General features: G+C 69.8%; 17 protein-coding genes and 1 pseudogene. 9 read left to right on the top strand and 9 right to left on the bottom strand.

Annotated elements, in window-relative coordinates:
• From ACLBYD_RS03480 to ACLBYD_RS03460, 5 genes and pseudogenes are all read right to left on the bottom strand, one after another.
• Positions 1 to 1,913: pseudogene (locus ACLBYD_RS03480) on the bottom strand (ABC transporter ATP-binding protein); the annotation flags it as partial.
• 81 nt (positions 1,914 to 1,994) lie between these two features.
• Positions 1,995 to 2,774 carry an ABC transporter permease gene (locus ACLBYD_RS03475; protein WP_447815419.1) on the bottom strand — a complete coding sequence of 260 codons (780 nt, stop codon included), beginning with the start codon at positions 2,772 to 2,774 and terminating at the stop codon, positions 1,995 to 1,997.
• Positions 2,771 to 3,970 carry an ATP-binding cassette domain-containing protein gene (locus tag ACLBYD_RS03470; protein ID WP_447815418.1) on the bottom strand — a complete coding sequence of 400 codons (1,200 nt, stop codon included), beginning with the start codon at positions 3,968 to 3,970 and terminating at the stop codon, positions 2,771 to 2,773. The genes ACLBYD_RS03475 and ACLBYD_RS03470 overlap by 4 nt, the downstream gene beginning before the upstream one ends.
• A 67-nt stretch (positions 3,971 to 4,037) precedes the next feature.
• A complete protein-coding gene (locus tag ACLBYD_RS03465; protein ID WP_447815417.1) occupies positions 4,038 to 4,844 on the bottom strand; it encodes an alpha/beta fold hydrolase in 807 nt (268 codons plus the stop codon).
• Positions 4,845 to 4,846: 2 nt separating this feature from the next.
• Positions 4,847 to 5,581, bottom strand: coding sequence for a hypothetical protein (locus ACLBYD_RS03460; protein WP_447815416.1), 735 nt, complete (start codon positions 5,579 to 5,581; stop codon positions 4,847 to 4,849).
• 57 nt (positions 5,582 to 5,638) lie between these two features.
• Between ACLBYD_RS03460 and ACLBYD_RS03455 the strand changes: the two genes are divergently transcribed.
• Together ACLBYD_RS03455 and ACLBYD_RS03450 are read left to right on the top strand one after the other, a co-directional pair.
• Positions 5,639 to 6,499, top strand: coding sequence for a helix-turn-helix domain-containing protein (locus tag ACLBYD_RS03455; RefSeq protein ID WP_447815415.1), 861 nt, complete (start codon positions 5,639 to 5,641; stop codon positions 6,497 to 6,499).
• Positions 6,496 to 6,960 carry a VOC family protein gene (locus ACLBYD_RS03450; protein WP_447815414.1) on the top strand — a complete coding sequence of 155 codons (465 nt, stop codon included), beginning with the start codon at positions 6,496 to 6,498 and terminating at the stop codon, positions 6,958 to 6,960. Before ACLBYD_RS03455 ends, ACLBYD_RS03450 begins: the two co-directional genes overlap by 4 nt.
• A gap of 32 nt (positions 6,961 to 6,992) precedes the next feature.
• Here ACLBYD_RS03450 and ACLBYD_RS03445 read toward each other — a convergent pair whose 3' ends face one another.
• Together ACLBYD_RS03445 and ACLBYD_RS03440 are read right to left on the bottom strand one after the other, a co-directional pair.
• Positions 6,993 to 8,012 carry a glutathione S-transferase family protein gene (locus ACLBYD_RS03445; RefSeq protein WP_447815413.1) on the bottom strand — a complete coding sequence of 340 codons (1,020 nt, stop codon included), beginning with the start codon at positions 8,010 to 8,012 and terminating at the stop codon, positions 6,993 to 6,995.
• Between the two features lie 25 nt (positions 8,013 to 8,037).
• Positions 8,038 to 8,733, bottom strand: a complete 696-nt coding sequence (locus ACLBYD_RS03440) for a GNAT family N-acetyltransferase (RefSeq protein WP_447815662.1) — start codon at positions 8,731 to 8,733, stop codon at positions 8,038 to 8,040.
• A gap of 94 nt (positions 8,734 to 8,827) precedes the next feature.
• Here ACLBYD_RS03440 and ACLBYD_RS03435 point away from each other — a divergent pair, with 94 nt between their 5' ends.
• The 4 genes from ACLBYD_RS03435 to ACLBYD_RS03420 all read left to right on the top strand — a co-directional run bounded on the left by ACLBYD_RS03435 (position 8,828) and on the right by ACLBYD_RS03420 (position 13,329).
• Complete coding sequence (locus tag ACLBYD_RS03435) at positions 8,828 to 10,303, top strand: MFS transporter (RefSeq protein ID WP_447815661.1); 1,476 nt, start codon at positions 8,828 to 8,830, stop codon at positions 10,301 to 10,303.
• 132 nt (positions 10,304 to 10,435) lie between these two features.
• On the top strand, positions 10,436 to 11,479 hold the full coding sequence (locus ACLBYD_RS03430) for a class I adenylate-forming enzyme family protein (protein ID WP_447815660.1): 1,044 nt from the start codon (positions 10,436 to 10,438) through the stop codon (positions 11,477 to 11,479).
• Positions 11,480 to 11,557: 78 nt separating this feature from the next.
• Positions 11,558 to 12,319, top strand: a complete 762-nt coding sequence (locus ACLBYD_RS03425; RefSeq protein WP_447815412.1) for a crotonase/enoyl-CoA hydratase family protein — start codon at positions 11,558 to 11,560, stop codon at positions 12,317 to 12,319.
• Positions 12,320 to 12,396: 77 nt separating this feature from the next.
• Positions 12,397 to 13,329: an adenosine deaminase gene (locus ACLBYD_RS03420; protein WP_447815411.1), complete on the top strand. Its 933-nt coding sequence runs from the start codon at positions 12,397 to 12,399 to the stop codon at positions 13,327 to 13,329.
• A gap of 27 nt (positions 13,330 to 13,356) precedes the next feature.
• On the opposite strand, the gene ACLBYD_RS03415 is transcribed toward ACLBYD_RS03420, so the two are convergent.
• Complete coding sequence (locus tag ACLBYD_RS03415; RefSeq protein WP_447815410.1) at positions 13,357 to 14,664, bottom strand: D-arabinono-1,4-lactone oxidase; 1,308 nt, start codon at positions 14,662 to 14,664, stop codon at positions 13,357 to 13,359.
• A 76-nt stretch (positions 14,665 to 14,740) separates the two neighbouring features.
• Between ACLBYD_RS03415 and ACLBYD_RS03410 the strand changes: the two genes are divergently transcribed.
• From ACLBYD_RS03410 to ACLBYD_RS03400, 3 genes are read left to right on the top strand one after another with little or no spacing between them, the layout of a single operon-like run.
• Positions 14,741 to 15,385 (top strand): TetR/AcrR family transcriptional regulator, encoded by a 645-nt coding sequence (locus ACLBYD_RS03410; RefSeq protein ID WP_447815409.1) that lies wholly within the window; start codon positions 14,741 to 14,743, stop codon positions 15,383 to 15,385.
• A 31-nt stretch (positions 15,386 to 15,416) separates the two neighbouring features.
• Entirely contained in the window at positions 15,417 to 16,622 is a 1,206-nt protein-coding gene (locus ACLBYD_RS03405) for an alanine racemase (RefSeq protein ID WP_447815408.1), read from the top strand.
• Between the two features lie 27 nt (positions 16,623 to 16,649).
• Positions 16,650 to 17,282: an alpha/beta hydrolase gene (locus ACLBYD_RS03400; RefSeq protein WP_447815407.1), complete on the top strand. Its 633-nt coding sequence runs from the start codon at positions 16,650 to 16,652 to the stop codon at positions 17,280 to 17,282.
• Between the two features lie 64 nt (positions 17,283 to 17,346).
• Here ACLBYD_RS03400 and ACLBYD_RS03395 read toward each other — a convergent pair whose 3' ends face one another.
• On the bottom strand, positions 17,347 to 19,149 hold the full coding sequence (locus ACLBYD_RS03395; RefSeq protein ID WP_447815406.1) for an AMP-dependent synthetase/ligase: 1,803 nt from the start codon (positions 19,147 to 19,149) through the stop codon (positions 17,347 to 17,349).
• Between the last annotated feature and the right edge of the window lie 134 nt (positions 19,150 to 19,283).

Here is a 19,283-nt window from a genome sequence, read left to right as displayed (position 1 = left end):
GGCCCGCCGCGGCCACCACCGCCCGCCGGTCCGCCGCGACCGCCACCGACGGCCGGAGGATTCCGGACGGTCGCGGACGGCTCGTCGTCGTCCGGTTCCTCGGGCCACAACTCACCGGCGGGAACCGGGCGTTCCGGTGCCGGTGCGGCGTCGTCGTCGGTCGAGAGCAGACGCCGGAAGACGGGACTGCGCTCCTCGAGTTCGTCGACCGTCCCGATGTCGACGATGCGTCCCTCGTCGAGCACGGCGACCCGGTCGGCGAGTGCGAGCGTCGACCGCCGATGGGCGAGCACGAGGGTCGTGCGGCGCCGACCCGCTCGCAACGCGCCGTAGATCGCGGCCTCGGTCTCGGCGTCGACCGCAGAGGTCGCGTCGTCGAGGATCAGCACCCGCGGATCGACGAGCAGTGCCCGCGCCAGCGCGACCCGCTGCCGCTGCCCGCCGGACAGTGTCAGGCCGCGTTCACCGACGACCGTGTCGTAACCCTCGGGGAGGGCCTCGACGAAGTCGTCGGCGCGTGCCGCCGCGGCCGCGGTGCGGATCTCGTCGTCCGACGCGTCGGGCCGGCCGAGCGCGATGTTGGACGCGACCGTGTCGGAGAACAGGAACGGCTCGTCGAAGACGAGGCCGACCGCCCCGCGCAGATCGTCGGCGCGGAGGGTGGCGACGTCGATGTCGCGGCCGTCCGCGGTCAGGCACACCGACCCGCGGTGTGGCGCGTAGAAGCGGGGGAGCAGCAGCGACAGCACGGTCTTGCCCGACCCGGCCGGGCCGACGATCGCGACGGTCTCGCCGGGCGCGATCTCCAGGTCGAGGCCGCGCAGTACGTCCCGGTCGTCGTCGAAGCCGAACATCACGTCCTCCAGGTGCACCCCGAGCGGACCGTCGGGCAGCTCGACGGGATGCGGGGGATCGGCGACGTCGGGTTCGGTGTCGATCACCTCGTACACCCGCTCGGCGGCGGCGCGGGACAGCTGCGCCATGATCACGACCTGCGAGAGGGTGCGTGTCGTCCCCGTCATCGTCGCCACATAGGCGGTGAACGCCACGAAGGTGCCCACGGTGATCCCGCCCTCGAGGGCGAGCCAGCCGCCGAGCGCGATGGTGGCGACGAGCCCGAACTGCGGGATCGCACCCATCGGCGCCGAGAACCACGCATTGATCCGGGCGGCGCGCAGACGCTCGGCATACAACCTGCGACCGTGCTCCTCGAGCTGGTCGACCGCGTGCGATTCCTGCCCGAAGCCCTTCACGACCCGCACGCCCGTGACCGTCTCCTCGACGTGCTGGGCGAGGTCGGCCGCGCGCTGCTGCGCCGACCAGGTCGCGGCGAACAGCTTCGGGCGCACGACCCGGACGAGACCCGCGATGATCGGGACGATGACCACCGCGACCAGCGTGAGCAGCGGCGAGAGGGTCGTCATGATCACCAGCGCGAGCACGAATTGCAGCAGCGCACCCGCCGACATCGGCACCATCGCGAGCAGGCCCTGCACGAGTTGCAGGTCGGTGATGGACCGCGAGACCACCTGACCCGTGCGGATGCGGTCCTGACCGTGGCCGTCGAGACGTTGGAGCGAGCCGAGCAGACGCAACCGCAGGTCGTGCTGCACGTCGAGCGACAGGCGTCCGGCGAGCATGCGACGCCCGTACTGGCAGCCGAACCGGATCACCGCACCGGCCGCGATCGCAGCCGCGGCCAGCCCGATCAGGCGCAGGTCGTCGGCGGGCACGTCGCCCTGCCCGGTCGCGCTGTCGACCGCGACCTTCGTCAGCAGTGGGAAGGTGATGTCGATCAGGGCGGCGACGACGGTGACGGCCAGCGCCCCGACGGCTGTTCTGCGGTGTTTCAGGCATTCGGCGACGAGCCGGGAAATCCATCCCGGCGAGCGCGGAATCGGGTCGTGTGCCATCGAACCGACATTAGCGCCGAGTGACGACAGGGCACGTCGGAGCCACCCGGGGAGGGCCGGAGACGCAGGTGATCGAACGTGTCAGACGACGTCGGCGGTGCGGGCGCGCCACCAGCCGAGGCCGCCCAGCACCACGGTCCAGAGGAGCAGGAGCAGCGGGGCCGCCGGCCACGTCATCTCGAGTGTCACGTCCTCGGGCATCGACACCGCGGAGAACAGCACGTACCAGGTGACCTGCGCCGGCAGGTACGACGCGATCGCGCCGAGACCGAGTCCGTGCAGGACGACCGAGACCATCAGCTCCCCGAACGGCACCCACGCGCAGATCGCGAGCACACTGCCCGTCGTCGACCGTGTGAGCAGACCCAGCCCCGCTCCGATGAGCGACCACATCAGCGCGCAGAACAGACCGATGCCCATCACCTTGGCGACCGATCCGAGGTCGGCACCGTCGAAGCCCCCACCGAACAACACGAGCGTCGCGGCCGCCGCGACTTCCGTGACGATGCAGTACAGCAGCCCGATCACGGCGACGGTCGCGAACTTCACGCCGACGACCCGGTCGCGTCCCCGCGCGGTGAGGAAGGTCGTTACGATCGTGCGGTGCGGGAACTCGCTGCCCGTCGCCACTGCACCGAAGATCGCGGCGAACAGGAACACCAGCGACAGCGACAGGGAGATGCCGACCGCGACAGCGACGGCCTCCGCGAAACCGTCACCGAACCCGAGTTCGAGTTGCCGCGCGACCGGCAGCGTCAGCGCCCCGCAGAACAGACCCACCAGCAGCGGTGCGATGCCGAGGGTCCACCAGTAGCGCAGGCTCAGGACCTTGCGGAACTCGGCGGTGAGAAGCGCAGTCATGCGGTGGGACCTCCTTGCCCGGTCGGCGGTCGGTTCGGCTGTCCCCACTGCGACTGCGGGTACTGCTGTGCGGTCGGGTACTGCTGTGCGTTCGGGTACTGCTGATACTGCTGGCCGTTCGGATACGGCTGGGCCTGCGGGTGCTGCTGGGCACTCGGGTACTGCGGGCCCTGCGGATACTGCCCGCCCGGCGGATGGTGGGTTCCGTGCCCCGGATACTGCGCGACCGGCGCGGCCGCGTAGCGACCGACCGTCATCGAGAGGTAGACCTGCTCGAGATCGACGTGCTCGACACTCGTCCCGAACAGCGTCACCTCCGCGGTCGCGGCGATCTCGGCGATGCGGTCGGGAGTCACGCCGACGACCGCAAGTCGTCCGTCCTGCTGCACCTGCGCGTCGGTGTGCCCGGCCGCGGCGAGTGCGGTCGCGAGGCGGGCCGGGTCGGAGGCCGCGACGAACACCCGCGAGCGGTAGGCGTCGCGCAGGTCGGTCATCGAGGTCTCCGCGACCAGGTGACCGTTCGCGATGATCACGAGGCGGTCGGCCATCTGCTCGATCTCCCGCAGGATGTGGCTCGAGATCAGCACGGTCCCGCCGTTGGCGGCGAATGCCCGGAGAAAGTCGCGCAGCCAGGCCATGCCCTCGGGGTCGAGTCCGTTCGCCGGTTCGTCGAGCACGAGATAACGCGGTTGTCCGAGCAGGGCCGTCGCCAGGGCGAGTCGCTGCCGCATGCCGAGGGAGAACTCGCCGATACGACGCCGCGCGACCGACCCCAGGCCGACGAGATCGAGCATCTGCCTCGCCCGCTCGTCGGGCACGCCGATCGCGGCGCAGTAGACCTGCAGGTGCGTCAACGCCCGGTGCTTCGGGTGGGCGCTGCGCGCGTCGAGCACCGCTCCGACGACCTGCGCGGGCTGCTGCAGGGAGGTGAACGGCACGCTGTCGACGAAGGCGTGCCCGGCGCTCGGCCGGACGAGGCCGAGCATCATGCCGAGCGTGGTGGTCTTGCCCGATCCGTTGGGGCCCAGGAAACCGGTGATCGAGCCCGGCGGCACCGTGAACCACAGATTCGATACGGCCGTGTGGTCACCGAACGTCCTGCTCAGGCCGTGGACGGCGATCCCCGCGCCCGGTGCCCCCGAGGGCACCCGGGGATCGGGTGTGCCGTACGGCGGTTGCGCTGACGGTGCTGTCACGGATTCGGACCCCCGCGTCGTCGAGATGTGGGTGCGGCTCGTGCCGCGGTCGCCGTGAGCTTACGGGTCAGTCGAGGAAGGGCAGGACGGCGTCGAGGAATTCGCGGGGCGCGTCGAGCTGAGGACAGTGCCCGGCATCGGGGATGATCACCACCCGTCTCCGGCCGCCGGCCTGCACCCGTCGCGCGGCGTGAGCGGGCGTCAACCGGTCTCGTGCACCCCACACCAGCAGGGCCGGCATGTCGAGGGCGTGCACCATCTCCGGGATCGGCAGTCGGCCGAGCTCACCGATCGCGTGCCGGCCCACGGTCAGCAGCGTGTCGACCTGCTCGCGGGTCGCGTAGTTCGCCGCGAACGCCGTGCGCGCCGCCCGGTCGAAGGTGCCGCGCCGGTGCACGGCGGCCCGCGCGTACAGGGCACCCATGGCCTGCTGCATCACCGGCGCGGGCAGCGGACGCAACAGTAGACGCGACAGTTCGACCGGCATGCGTGCACCCTGCGTCCACCACCGGGGGATCCCGGCGAGACCCGGCATGTCGGCGAGCACCACGCGGTCGACCCGGGACGGGTGGACCGACGCGAACACCAGTGCGGTGACGGCACCGAGCGAGTTCCCGACCAGCGACACGGGCTCGGGAACGTCGTCGACGAGGTCGGCCAGGACGTCGACGTAGTGGTCGAGCACGGGGGTCTCCCAGTGCTGCGCGCTGCGCCCGAAACCGGGCAGGTCGACCGTGAGCACCCGGTGCCGTTCGGCGATCGCCGGCGCGACCTTGCACCACGTACCGCCGTGATCGGAGAAGCCGTGCAGCAGGACGACGGTGCGCGGGCCCGCACCGGACTCCCGTACGAACACCTTCCCGTCGGCCGGCACGGTCAGTCCTTCGGGACCGGAACACCGGCGTCGAGCGCCGGTGCTTCTCCGCTCGCGGGGAGGAGGGGACGTGCGGCGGGCCATGCGGCCGGCGGTGGACCGAAGGCGTCGCGGGCGTTCTGGATCGTGCGCTTGCCCAGCGCACGGTTGCCGACGCCACCGATCGCGGCGCCGATACCAGCGGGGACGAGCTTGCCGATCAGCAGCGGACTGCGCTTGGCGAAGTACCGGCGGATGAATTTCTTGACCAGGGAATTGTTCAGCGTCTTCAGCTGGGTGCCGCCCGCGCCGGTGGTCAGCGCCTTGGGCCAGTTGCGCAGCGACGCGCCGGTCGCGGTCGCGACGATCTCCCGGCCGGCGTCACCGAGGGAGACGGCGAGCACCAGCGCGCGGCGCTGCTCGTGGTTGTGGGGTTCGATCCCGTGCACCGATGCGATGGCCAGGGTGAGCAGCGCGGACGCCTCGAAGAAGAAGGCCGTCTCGGCGCCGACCGCGCCGATGGCCGCGAGTGTCCCGATGCCGGGGAAGGCTGCGGTCGCGCCCGCCGCGGACCCGCTGCCGGTGACGGTCAGCAGGAACTGCTTCTCGAGCCGCTCGATGATCTGCGCCGGGGACTCGTCGGGGTGCGAGCGCCGCATGAGATCGACGTACTTGGCCACCGCAGGGCCCTGCAGCCTCGCGCCGTTGTCCAGCATCTTGACGATAAAGGCCTCTGCGACGCCTGCCTTGTTGCTCATCGTGCCCCTGTTCTCCGGTGCTCTTGTCTTCCGGACTGCTCTCACTACGCTGGTGCCATGACCGGGTCCGCAGTCGGTGTGTCGGACGGCGCCAGGCGGCGTCCGACACCCCTGCTGACACCCTACGTACGGTCGTACGAGGGGTATCGGCTCGACGGTTTCCCGCCGGGGACCCATCTGGGTATGCCCTCTCCGGAGGTCACCGTAATCCTCACGATCTCCGAACCCGTCGAACTCTCGCGGGGCGACGGACGGTGCCCGGAACGTTTCGACGCGCTCGCCGGAGGGTTGTCGACGCAACCGGTGCCCATCGTCCACCACGGACGGCAGCACGGGATCCAACTCGCGCTCACCCCCGCGGGTGCGCGCGCCCTGCTGGGTGTGCCCGCCGCCGCGCTCGGGCCGTGGGCCGTCGATCTCGAGGACGTCATCGGCGCCGACGGCCGGGAGTTGTTCGACCGGATCTCCGCGGCCGAATCGTGGGGCGAGCGGTTCGCCGTCCTCGACCGGATTCTCACCCGCCGCCTGGTCGCCGCACGGTCGACGAGCCCGGACGGGCACCTCGTCCACGCCTGGCACCTGCTCGTGACGGACCCGGCTCGCCCGGTCCGCGCTGTCGCAGACGAACTCGGATGGAGCAGGCGACACCTCGCGAACCGGTGCGCCGCCGAGTTCGGACTGTCCCCGAAGGACGTGGCCCGGGTGGCGCGCTTCGACCGGTCGCGACGGATGCTGCGGGCCGACCCCGGCCGCCGCCTCGCCGATGTCGCCGCCGAGTGCGGCTTCTACGACCAGGCGCATCTCGCCCGCGACTGGCGCGATCTGGCGGGCGTCCCGCCGTCGCGGTGGCTCGAGGACGAGGTGTTCCCATTCGTCCAAGACGACCGAGGGGTTCCGGGCCGACACTCGGAGACATGACGAACACAACGAATTCCACGCAGCAGTCGACCACCGTCACACCCACCGTCGACACGGTGTGGCCGTGCTTCGCCTACACCGACGCCCGGGGCGCGATCCGTTTCCTCGTGGACACCCTCGGGTTCGCCGAAGCGGAGGTCTACGGGGAGGGGGACCGCGTCGACCACGCAGCCCTGCTCTGGCCGCACGGCGGAGGGGTCATGCTCGGCTCGACCGGTCGCGGGTCGCCGCTCGACCAGCACGCCGACAGGGGCACCGCCTATCTCGTGCTTCCCGACGACGTCACCGTCGATGCCCTGTACGAGAGGGTGCTCGCGTCGGCGCAGGCGGAGGACCCGGCGGTCCGCGCGACCGTGACCGTCGAACTCCGCGACGAGGACTACGGATCGCACGGGTTCACCTGCCGCGACCCACACGGTGTGTACTGGGCGATCGGCACCTACCGACCCCGTCGGCCGTAGGAACCGTCGCCGGGGCTCAGCGTCGCAGGGGATCAGCGGGCGACCGTGCCGTGCCCTTCGGGGACCACCTCGCTCGGACGCGGCGGGGGCGGCGGCGTGCCGTCCCCGAACGGCCGCCCGTCGAGCGCCTCACGGCCGTGCGGATCGAGCCAGTTCGACAGATCCGGTCCCTTCGGCACGATGCCCGTGGGATTGACGTCGGTGTGCACGAGGTAGTAGTGCTGCTTGATCTGCACGAAGTCGATGGTGTCGCCGAAGCCGGGTGTCTGGAACAGATCGCGCGCATAGGCCCACAGCGCCGGGAAGTCCGCCAGCCGGTTCCGGTTGCACTTGAAGTGCCCGTGGTAGACGGGATCGAACCGGACGAGCGTGGTGAACAGGCGCACGTCGGCCTCGGTGATGGTCTCGCCCACGAGATAGCGCTGCGCCCCGAGGCGTTCCTCGAGCCAGTCGAGGCGGGCGAAGAGCCGGTCGAAGGCCTTGTCGTAGGACTCCTGCGAACCGGCGAATCCGCACCGGTACACGCCGTTGTTGACGTCCTGGTAGACGAGCTCGGCCACCTCGTCGATCTCGTCCCGCAGCTCCTCCGGATACAGATCCGGGGCGCCCTCGCGGTGGAACTGCGTCCACTCGGTGGAGAAGTCGAGGGTGATCTGCGGGTAGTCGTTCGTCACGACCTGCCCGGTGGGCACGTCAACGACGGCCGGGACGGTGATGCCGCGGTCGTATCCGGGGAAGCGCGCGAAGTACGCGTCCTGCAGTCGCGGGATGCCGAGGACGGGGTCGACCCCGCCCGGGTCGAGATCGAACGTCCAGCTGCGCTCGTCGTGCGTCGGGCCGCACAGTCCCAGCGACAGAGCGTCCTCGAGACCGAGCAGCCGCCGCACGATGAGGGTGCGGTTGGCCCACGGGCACGCCCGGGCAGCGACGAGCCGGTACCGCCCCGACTCGACGGGATAGCCGTCGCGCCCGTCCGCGGTGATGCGGGTTTGGATGTAGTTGGTGTCGCGGGTGAACTCCGCACCCGGCTCGACGTACTTGTTCTCGGTCACCTACGCATCCTTCCGCGCACACTCGTCACTTCCCGGGTGGAACCCGAACCGTCACGAGGGTTCCCCAGATGTCGTATCCCGACACCGCCGCGACCGTCCGGGCACCGCGGTTGTCGCGGCGCATGCGGGCCAGCGGGACGAGTCCGGCATCGAGCGCGTCGTGGGTCGCCAGCGTCGCGACCGTCGAAGCGAGCCCGAGACGGCGCGCCGGCGGTGTCGTCACCACCCGCACATCGGCCAGCAACGACCCGAGTTCGCTGTAGGCCGCGCCGGCGAGGGGCCGGTGATCGTCGTCGAGCAACACGAACACCCGCGACGGTCCCGTGGGCGACAATTCGGCCTCGGTGACGTCGTCGGGCGGGCAGCACCGCAGCAGCTCGGCGAGGTCCTCGGGGTCGTCGGAGATGAGCGGGTTCTCGACGCGTGTCCCGTCGATCCAGTCGGTGCACAGGGCGAGGATCTCCGTGCGACCCGCGTGGCCTGCGACGACGAGCTCGGCGTTCGGGGCGTCGATCTCGGCCGGGTCGGGTTCGGCCGCGAGGCGGAAGACGGCGGTGCCGGGTCCGACGATCGCGGTGGTGCGCCCCACGGTGAGCAGCCGGACGTCGCGGAACGAGTCGTCGACACGCGTCACGCACCCGGGTTCGACGAGGGCGCCGTCGGGTAGGCCCAGTGCACGACACCACGCGAGGGCGGCGATGCTCGAGATGTGCGGGTCCACCCCGCTACCGTAGACCGCCGACGAGGGGAGAGGTCCGGTGAGCGGCGACAGCGGGGTGGACACGCGCGAACGCGGGTCCGATGTGGCGGTGGAGATGTCCGATGGTGCCCGCTGGGCGGCGTTGGGCGCTCTGTGCCTGGGCTTCTTCATGATCCTGGTGGACAGCACGATCGTCGCCGTCGCCAACCCGGCGATCATGCGGACCTTCGGGGCCGACATCGCCGCCGTCGTGTGGGTCACGAGCGCCTATCTGCTCGCCTACGCGGTGCCGCTGCTCGTGACGGGCCGCCTCGGCGACCGCTTCGGTCAGCGCCGGGTCTACCTCTGCGGGCTGGTGCTGTTCACGATCGCGTCGTTGTGGTGCGGTTTCTCGTCCACGATCGAGATGCTCATCGTCGCCCGCGTGTTCCAGGGATTCGGCGCGGCGCTCATGTCGCCGCAGACCATGGCCGTGGTGACCCGGATCTTCCCGCGTGAGCGGCGCGGGACCGCGATGGGCCTGTGGGGCGCCGTGGCCGGGGTCGCGACGCTCGTCGGGCCGCTGGCCGGCGGTGTCCTGGTCGACGGACTGGGCTGGGAATGGATCTTCTTCGTGAACGTGCCCGTCGGGATCGTCGGGTTCGCGCTCGCAGTGCGGTACGTGCCGGTGCTGCCCACGAGCCCGCACCGGTTCGACGTGCTCGGCATGCTGCTCAGCGGCGCCGGCCTGTTCTGCCTCGTGTTCGGGATCCAGGAGGGCAACTCGTTCGAGTGGACCGCCCGCGTGTGGGTGCTGATCGGGCTGGGCATCGTGTTGCTCGTCGTGTTCGTCGTCCAGCAGTCGCGCAACCGCGGTGAACCGCTCGTACCGCTGTCGTTGTTCCGGGACCGCAACTTCGGGCTGGCGAACATCGGCATCGCGACGATGGGTTTCGCCATCACCGGCGTCATGCTGCCGATCATGTTCTACGCCCAGTCGGTGCGCGGTCTGAGCCCGACCGGCGCCGCGATGCTCATGGTGCCGATGGCGGTCTTCAGTGGTGTGCTCGCGCCGCTCGTGGGCAGGCTCGTCGACCGGGTCCATCCGCGGCTGATCGCCGGCACCGGCTTCTCGCTGCTCACGATCGGGCTGGGTTGGCTCGCGCTGGTGATGACCCCCGACGCGGAGATCTGGCAGTTGCTGCTGCCGATCGCCCTGATCGGGGTGGCGAACGCGGGCATCTGGTCGCCGCTCTCGGCCACCGCGACGAACGGTCTCGCACCGAGCCGGGCCGGGGCGGGTTCCGGTGTGTACAACACGACGCGTCAGGTGGGCGCGGTGATGGGGAGTGCCGCTCTCGGCGCGATCATGGCGGCGCGGTTGAGCGCCAACGGTGTCGGCGGGGGAGGAGGGGCGCCGGAGATGGAGACGTCCGGCTCCGTCCTGCCGGAGCCCCTGCACGAACCGTTCGCCGCGGCGATGGCCGAATCGTTGTGGCTTCCCGCCGGCATCCTGCTCATCGGGCTCGTGGCCGCGCTCGCCTTCGACCGTCCCGCGAGCCAGAAGGAACAGCGTGCCGCCGAGGAGCGTCCGGCGGCAGCGAGCGCCTGACGGACGTTCCAGCGACCACCCTGCGGCACCTTTCCGGTTGTCCGTGACCCGCCGTTTCCTCACATGGCTGTGATCCACGCCATATAGTGCAGGCACGCACGCCGGGTGGGAGGTGGCATGTCGGTGGCCGTAGTGGAAATTCCTGCAGGGAGTCGTTGGCTCCGGGACGATCGGGTCACTCGCCGCGACAGCGGCATCCTCCAGTACGACTGCCTGGAGCCGTGCATCGCCGAGCTGCTCGATCGGAGTGCGTTGCGTTTCGCGAACCGCGTCGCGGTGGTCGACCGATGCGGCCGCGCACTCACCTACCGCGAACTGTGGGCCGCCGCCGCCCGCGTCGCCGGTGGTCTCCTCGATCAGGGGGTCGGCCCCACCGACCGGGTGGTCGTCTGTCAGCCGAACGGGGTCCGCTGGCTGATCGGGTTCCTGGGCGTGGTCCTTGCCGGAGGTGTTCCGGTGCTCCCCGACCCGAGCTGCAGCCCCGAGGAAGCGGCGGAGATCGAGGTCCACAGCGGTGCGGTACTCACCCTGGACTCCGATCTGCCCGACGGTGTCGCCTTCCTCGACGGAGGTGCGTCACCGGACGAGCTCGCGGTGCTCTACTACGTGCGCGTCGCCGGTGGTGGACTGCGCGGCGTCGAACTGACCAACACCAACGTGCTGTCGACGATCGAGGCCGTCGCCCACGCGATGGATCTCGTCGGCGATGGCGTACGGACCGTGCTGACGGCGCCGCTGTCCACGGCGGTCGGATGCAGCGTCCAGTTGCTGCCCACCCTCGCCTTCGGGGGAACCGTCGTGGTCTCGGGATCCCGCGTGATCCGCGCACCGTGGCGGCACCTCCGCGCAGCCTTCCCCACCTCGCGGTGTGTGCGGGGCTGGGGAGTCGCCGAGACGGGAGGGATCGGTCTGCTGCTGCCCTCGGAACACCGCTCCCGCCATCCCCGCAGTGTCGGAGTGCCGTTCGGAGGGATCGAGATCGCGCTGCTCGGGCCCGATGCCGAACACGGTGTCGGCGAACTGCTCTGTCGCGGACCGAGCGTGGCCCGCCGCTACTGGCGCGATCAGTGCGCCACGGACGAGGCGTTCACGGACGACGGCTGGTTCCGCACGGGCGATCAGGTGCGCATCGACGACGAGGGCTTCGTCGATCAGATCGCCGTCCGGGTGTCGTGAACCCTGCAACAGGTTCTCGTCGGGTATACAGCCTGTAACCGGATGAACCGGCATTTTCCGTAGTGGAGAGGTGTGTCCATGTCCGACGTAGTCCTGCTCGAACGACGCGATCGCGTTCTCGTCATCACCATCAACCGGCCCGAGGCGCGCAACGCCGTCAACGCCGCCGTGAGCCACGCGCTCGCCGAGGCGGTCGACCAGCTCGACAGCGACGACTCCCTGTCGGTCGGTGTGCTCACCGGCGCCGGCGGCAACTTCTGCGCGGGCATGGACCTCAAGGCGTTCGTCGCCGGCGAGAACGTGGTCGTGCCCGGTAAGGGTCTCGGCTTCACGGAGGCGCCGCCGCGCAAGCCGCTCATCTCCGCCGTCGAAGGATTCGCCCTCGCCGGCGGAACCGAACTCGTCCTGGCCACCGACCTCGTCGTCGCCGCGAAGGACGCGAAGTTCGGCATCCCGGAGGTCAAGCGCGGCCTCGTCGCCGGTGGCGGTGGCCTGCTGCGCCTGCCGTCGCGCATCCCCTACCAGAAGGCTCTCGAACTTGCCCTCACCGGGGACGCGTTCACCGCCGAGGAAGGCTACGGATACGGTTTCGTCAATCGCCTCACCGAACCCGGTGGGGCACTCGAGGGTGCATTCGAACTGGCCGAGCGCATCACGGCGAACGGACCGCTCGCCGTGGCGGCGACCAAGGAGATCATCGTCCGCTCGGCCGACTGGTCGAGCGAGGAGGCGTTCGTGAAGCAGATGGAGATCATGGCGCCGGTGTTCACCTCGGAGGACGCGCGTGAAGGCGCCACCGCCTTCGCCGAGAAGCGACCCCCTGTGTGGAAGGGTCGCTGAGCTCCGGTGTGGAAGGGGCGCTGAGCTCCGGTGTGGAAGGGTCGCTGAAAGACCGAACGAGAGATGGCGAGGATCAGGTGACCGACGGATTCGCAGAACTGCACGTGCACATCGAGGGCACGCTCGAACCCGAGCTGATCCTCGCCCTCGCCGAGCGGAACCGCGTCGAGTTGCCCTATCGCGATCTCGACGATCTGCGCAGCCGCTACGAGTTCACCGATCTGCAGTCGTTCCTCGACCTGTACTACGCGAACATGGAGGTCCTGCGCACCGCGCAGGACTTCGCCGACCTCGCCCGCGCCTATTTCGCTCGTGCGGCGCGGGCGGGCGTCACCCGCGCGGAGTTCTTCTTCGATCCGCAGGCCCACACCTCGCGTGGTGTTCCGCTGCCCGAGGTCGTGGCCGGGCTCTCCGATGCGGTCGCCGGTGCACACCGGGAGTTCGGGGTCGATGCGGCGATGATCGCGTCGATCGTGCGCGATCGCCCCGTGCCCGAAGCGCATGAGGTGTTCGGCGAACTGCTGCGCCTCGGTGCGCCGATCATCGCCCTCGGCCTGGACTCGGCGGAGGTCGGCCACCCGCCGTCACTGTTCGAGGACGTCTTCGCGCGGGCGCGGGCCGAAGGGCTGCACATCACGGCGCACGCGGGGGAGGAGGGACCTCCGGAATATGTCTGGCAGGCGCTCGATCTGCTCGGCGCCGAGCGCATCGACCACGGCATCCGCTCGCTCGAGGATCCCGAACTCGTCGCGCGCCTGCTCGACGAGAGCATTCCCCTCACCGTCTGCCCGTTCTCGAATGTCCGCCTCCGCGTGGTGGATACGCTCGCCGACCATCCGCTGCGCCGCATGCTCGAGGCGGGCCTGTCGGTGAGCGTGCACTCGGACGATCCCGCCTATTTCGGTGGTTACGTCGACGACAACCTCGCAGGGCTGAAGGATCAGCTCGGTCTCACCGATACCGAACGGGATGTGCTCCGGCGCAATTCGTGGGACGCCGCCTTCCTCTGAGTCCGTCCGGGTGAGTCTGCTCGGGCGTCATTCGCCCAGGACGCGGCGCAGATACGGGTTCGTGAAGGTGCGGTGCGGATCCACGCGGTCGCGCACGGCGAGGAAGTCGTCGAACCGAGGGTAGAGCTCGCGCAGATCGTCCGCGGTCATGGAATGGAGCTTGCCCCAGTGCGGGCGTCCCTGCGCGGCACGCAGGATCGGCTCGACACCGTCGAAGTAGACCGCGTGGTCGCGCCGATGGTACTGGTGCACGGCCACATAGGCGGTGTCGCGGCCGTGCGCCGTGGACAACCACACGTCGTCGCCCTGCGAGAACCGCACCTCCACCGGAAAACCGACGCGAACGTTCTTGCGCTGCAGCCACGCATCGATCTCGCGCAGAACCGCTGGAAGGTGCTCGGCGGGGAGCGCGTACTCCATCTCCCGGAACCGCACCCGGCGGGTGGAGGTGAACACCCGGTAGCTGCGGTCGACGAAGGTGCGCGGGGACAACGCCCGTGACGCGATCCGGTTCAGCGCCGGGATGGTGGCGGGAACCCGCGTCCCGACCTGCTGGAAGAGTGCGAAGGCACCGTTGGAGAGCAGTTCGTCGTCGAGGAGGGTGCGTACCCGCCCGACCGGCTGCACCGGTGCCTCACCGGGGAGTCGGGTGTTGCGTTTGACGAGCACGCCATCGGTGTGCGGGAACCAGTAGAACTCGAAATGGTCGCCACCGCTTCGCAGTTCGTCGAGGGCATCGAGTGTCGTGCGGAGCGACGAGGGTGCTTCCTCCGCGCGCAGGCGGAATGCGGGGACACAGTCGAGAGTCACGGTGGCGAGCACGCCGAGGGCGCCGAGGCCGAGCCGGGCGGCCTCGAACAGGTCGGGTTCGTGCTCGGGGGAGCAGTCGACGATCCGGCCGTCGGCGAGCACGATCGTCGCGCCGCACACGGCTGCCGCCAGTCCGCGGAAGGTTGCACCGGTGCCGTGGGTGCCGGTCGAGATCGCGCCGGCGACGGACTGCACGTCGATGTCGCCGAGATTCGGTACGGCGAGGCCCTGTGCCCACAGCAGGTCGCTCAGATCGCGCAGTCGCGTCCCCGCCCGCACGGTGACGCGCGCGCCGGTGGCCGACGGTTCCACCGCGACGAGACCGGACATCCGGTCGAGCGAGATGAGCGTGCCGTCGGTGACGGCCGCGCCGGTGAACGAGTGCCCGGCGCCCACGGCCTTGACATGTTCGCCCTGCTCGGAGGCGCGGACGACGACGCGCGCGAGGTCGTCGGTGCTGCCGGGGGTCTCGAAACGGCGGGGTGTCGCACTCTCGGTGCGAGCCCAGTTGTGCCAGGTGGCCATGCCTCATCTTCGACCTGGACGAGCGTCCAAGTCAACACCTGCTCGTGAACCTTTCCCGACCTCTACCATCAGGGTCATGTCGAATCGGTTGCCTGCTGACGAGCGCCGCGCCCAACTCGTGGGTGCGGCACTGGAACTGGCGGAAGGTGGGGGAGTCGGAGCCGTCACGGTCCGCGCCGTCGCCGAGAAGGCCGGAGTGTCACTGGGCGTTGTCCACTACTGTTTCGACAGCAAGGAAGCCCTCGTCGTCGCCATGGCGAACGCCGTCGTCGGCGAACTCGCCAGGGCCATGCACGCGGCCTTCGACGTGCCCGAGGACACGCAGCAGACCGGCGGCGTCGACTGTCTCCGCTCGATGCTCCACACCGGCCTTCGCTCCATGTGGTCGGCGATCGAGTCCACGCCGGGGCTGCAGACCCTCACCTACGAGATCACCGCCTACTCGCTCCGGCAGCGCACCGATGGCAGTCCCGCCGGCGGCGACATCGCCGTGGAGCAGTACCGCCTGATGGACGAGCAGGCCCGGTTGTTCCTCGACACCTGCGCCGAGCGGTGCGGCGTCGAATGGTCGCTGCCCACTTCGACGCTCGCACGACTGTCGTTGTCCGTGCTCGACGGCGTCGTGCTCCGGTGGCTCGTCGATCGCGACGGCGAGGCGGCCACGGCCGAACTGGGAGTCGTCGCCGACATCATCGCGACCCGTGCCGTAGAACGTTCCTGACCCGACCCGACCTTTTTCGAAGGGATCGCCCGTGCTCCGTGCTGCTTCCGTTCACGACGACGCCCTCGACCGGGTGCAGGCGGCGACGGCCGACCTCGACCCGCCGTTCGCCGCCGTCGATCTGCCCACCCTGCGGCGCAACGCCGACGACCTGATCCGCCGCGCGAACGGTGTGCCCGTGCGGGTCGCGAGCAAATCGGTGCGCTGCCGCGCCGTCCTGTCCGAGGTCCTGGGCCCGGAACTGACCGCCCACGGCGGTTTTCGCGGCATCATGGCGTACTCGCTGCGCGAGGCCCTGTGGCTCGTCGAGCACGGCGCCCGCGACATCCTGATGGGATATCCGACGGTCGACCGGACGGCGCTCGGCAGACTCGCGGCGTTGCCCGAAGCGGCACAGGCGATCACACTCATGATCGATTCGGCGGAGCACCTCCGCATCATCTGCGAGGCAGCTCGCGATGCTGTGGGGGAGAACGGATTCCGGCCACGAGTCTGCCTGGACATCGATGCGTCGCTGCGGGTGGGTCCGGTCCACCTCGGGGTGCGGCGTTCGCCGATACGCACCCCAGAGACCGCGGCCGAGCTGGCCCGTCGCGCCGAGGCCGCCGGGTTCGACGTCGTCGGCGTGATGTTCTACGAGGCCCAGATCGCGGGCCTGCCCGACTCGTCGCTGCCGGTCCGGCTCGTCAAGGGCCTGTCGGCGCGGGAGCTCGCTTCGCGCCGCCGCGCCGTGGTGGACGCGGTCCGCGCGGTCGTGGGCGAACTCGAACTGGTCAACGGTGGCGGCACCGGGTCGCTCGAGGTGACCACCGCCGACCGGGTCGTCACCGAGGCCACGGCGGGATCGGGACTGTACGTTCCCACCCTGTTCGACGGCTACCGCGCGTTCACTCCGAAACCGTCGATGTTCTTCGCGCTGCCCGCCGTGCGGAAACCGGCGCCGTCGATCACGACGTTGTTCGGCGGCGGATACATCGCATCCGGCCCTGCCGGGGCCTCGCGGGTCCCGAGTCCGGTCCGGCCGGCGGGACTGAAACTGCTGGGTACGGAGGGCGCGGGGGAGGTGCAGACCCCGGTCCGCGGTCGCGTGGCCGCGTCGATCCCCATCGGGGGACGGGTGTGGTTCCGCCACGCGAAGGCCGGCGAACTGTGCGAGAGATTCGACCGGGTGTATCTCGTCGACGAGCACGGACGCACCGAGGTGCCCACCTACCGCGGTGAGGGCGGCTGCTGGTGATCTCTCGCCTCCGGCGAGAATGAGTCCATGCCGTTGACGTTCTTCCCCGGAGCGGTCGGCCGGGTCCACTGGCGGTCCTGGCCGGTCGAGGATGCGCGTGCCGCTGTCGTGTTCGCCCACGGCTTCGGGCAGCACACCGGGCACTACCACCGTTTCGCGTCCGGTCTCGCGGCTCACGGCATCGCACTGTGGGGACTCGACCTCGCCGGACACGGACTCTCGGAAGGAGAACCCGGCTCACCCGGCGACGTCGGGCTCCACGCCGAGGACTTCGGCGTGCTCGCCGGGATCGCCGCCGAGTCGGGTCTGCCCCTGGTGGCGATGGGACATTCGCTCGGTGCGGCAACCGTCCTGACGGCACTGAGTGAAGGCGCGTCCAGCGGCACCCGTTTCGCGGGCGTCGTCCTGTGCGGTACGCCGCGCACCGCGGCGCTGCCGGCGACGGCCGAAGCCCTTCGCGCGAGCGACCTGCCGGTCCTGCTGGTCCACGGCGTCGACGACCGGCTCGCCCCGATCGATCCGGTGCGCGACTGGGCGTCGACGGTGCCGCGGGCGCAGCTGCTCGACTATCCCGATGCCGGGCACGACCTGCTCCACGAGCCCGTCCATCGCAGGGTGACCTCGGACGTCGCCGGGTTCGTGGGCGGCCTGGCCGTCTGACACCGCAGTCCCCGGAAGACGACCGGGCCCCTCGCGGTGGGGCGGTTGCGAGGGGCCCGGAGCGTCAGTTGTAGATCGCTGCGATCTCGGCGCCGTGCTTGTCGTGGATGATGTTCCGCTTGAGCTTGAGCGTCGGGGTGAGCTCACCGCTCTCGATGCTGAAGTCGGTCTCGAGGATGCGGTACTTGCGGATCGACTCGGCTTTCGAGACCTTCTTGTTGGTCTCGGCGACGGCCTCGTCGATCTCGGCGATCAGGTCGGGGTTCTTGATCAGTTCCGCGACCGTCGTGCCCGCCGGCAGGTTGTGGCGCTCGAGCCAGCCCGGCAGTGCCTCCGGGTCGAGGGTGATCAGCGCGCCGACGAACGGCTTGGAATCACCGACCACGATGACCTGGCTGATCAGTGGGTGGGCGCGCAGCGAATCCTCGAGGACCGCCGGTGCGACGTTCTTGCCGCCCGCGGTGACGATGAGTTCCTTCTTGCGGCCGGTGATCGAGATGAAGCCGTCCTCGTCGATCGCACCGATGTCGCCGGTGTGGAACCAGCCGTCGCGGATGGCTTCGTCGGTGGCCTTGTCGTTCTGCCAGTAGCCGTCGAACACCTGGGGGCCCTTGAGGAGGAGCTCGCCGTCCTCGGCGATCTTCGCGGCGCAGCCGTTGAACGGCTTGCCGACGGTGCCGATCTTCTGGGCGGCCGGGGTGTTCATGATGATGCCGCCGGTGGTCTCCGTCAGGCCGTAACCCTCGTAGATGGTGACGCCGACACCGCGGAAGAAGTGGCCGAGACGTGCGCCGAGTGCGGCACCGCCCGAGACGGCACGCGTGACGTTGCCGCCGAGCGCGGCCTTGAGCTTGCCGTAGACCAGCTTGTCGAAGACGAAGTGCTGGATCTTCAGGCCGAGGCCGGGGCCGCCGTTCTCGAGTGCCTTGCTGTACTCGATCGCGACGTCGGAGGCCTTCTCGAAGATCTTGCCCTTGCCGCCGTCGTAGGCCTTCTGCTTGGCCGAGTTGTAGACCTTCTCGAACACGCGGGGCACCGACAGGATGAAGTTCGGCTTGAAGACCGCGAACTGGTCGAGCAGCGTCGACAGGTCGGAGGTGTGGCCCACGGTGACCTTGCTGTCGAAGGCAGCGAAGGAGATCAGGCGGGCGAAGACGTGCGCCATCGGGATGAACAGCAGGGTGCGCTGACCCTCGTGCATCGAATCGGGCAGGGCGAGACCGCAGGCGGCGGACTCGGAGGCGAAGTGACGGTGCTTGAGCTGCACGCCCTTCGGCCGGCCCGTGGTGCCGGAGGTGTAGATGAGGGTCGCCGCGGATTCGGCCGAGACCGAGTTGCGCCGTTCCTCGACCTGCTCGTCGGTGACCGCCGCGCCACGTGCGATGAGCTCGTCGACCGCGCTCTTGTCGCCCGGCGCCGGCTCGATCTGCAGGACCTCGCGCACGGTCGAGGCGTTCTCGGCGACCTCGCGGACGGTGTCGACGTGACCGGAGTTCTCGACGATGAGCAGCTTGGTCCCGGAGTCCTCGAGGATCCACTGGGCCTGGTCGGCCGACGACGTCTCGTAGATCGCGACGGTGGCACCGCCCGCGGTCCAGATCGCGTAGTCGAGGAGCACCCACTCGTAGCGGGTCGCCGCCAGCACCGCGACGCGGTCGCCGAGCTCGATGCCCGACGCCATCAGGCCCTTCGCCACGGCGCGTACCTCGGAGGCGAACTGGCGCGCGGTGACGGGAACCCACCTGCCGTCGACCAGCCGCTCGAACGGCACGAACTCCGGCGACTCCTTCTCGTGGCGGAAGACGCTGTCGGCCATCGACGTGTTCTCGGGGATCGAGAACGACTGTGGCACGGCAATCTCACTCACTGTGACCCCTCCATCGTTAGATACTGTCGGTGTGCATTGCATCACATGTCATTGGGAAATGCATTACCCCTCGGACTGATTTGCCCTTTTTTTACAGTCCGATAAGCAGTGATCTACGTAACAATGCTACCCGC

The organism is Rhodococcus sp. C26F (genome assembly GCF_053345925.1).
Note: the sequence above shows the minus strand (reverse complement) of the source record. Positions and strands in the feature narration are given on the sequence as shown.

Bases quoted from the DNA above. Each gene is read 5' to 3' on its own strand.
- ACLBYD_RS03475 (WP_447815419.1), bottom strand. From the start codon at position 2,774: ATGACTGCGCTTCTCACCGCCGAGTTCCGCAAGGTCCTGAGCCTGCGC.
- ACLBYD_RS03455 (WP_447815415.1), top strand. From the start codon at position 5,639: ATGACCGGGTCCGCAGTCGGTGTGTCGGACGGCGCCAGGCGGCGTCCG.
- ACLBYD_RS03425 (WP_447815412.1), top strand. From the start codon at position 11,558: ATGTCCGACGTAGTCCTGCTCGAACGACGCGATCGCGTTCTCGTCATC.
- ACLBYD_RS03415 (WP_447815410.1), bottom strand. From the start codon at position 14,664: ATGGCCACCTGGCACAACTGGGCTCGCACCGAGAGTGCGACACCCCGC.
- ACLBYD_RS03400 (WP_447815407.1), top strand. From the start codon at position 16,650: ATGCCGTTGACGTTCTTCCCCGGAGCGGTCGGCCGGGTCCACTGGCGG.
- ACLBYD_RS03435 (WP_447815661.1), top strand. From the start codon at position 8,828: ATGTCCGATGGTGCCCGCTGGGCGGCGTTGGGCGCTCTGTGCCTGGGC.
- ACLBYD_RS03450 (WP_447815414.1), top strand. From the start codon at position 6,496: ATGACGAACACAACGAATTCCACGCAGCAGTCGACCACCGTCACACCC.
- ACLBYD_RS03410 (WP_447815409.1), top strand. From the start codon at position 14,741: ATGTCGAATCGGTTGCCTGCTGACGAGCGCCGCGCCCAACTCGTGGGT.
- ACLBYD_RS03460 (WP_447815416.1), bottom strand. From the start codon at position 5,581: ATGAGCAACAAGGCAGGCGTCGCAGAGGCCTTTATCGTCAAGATGCTG.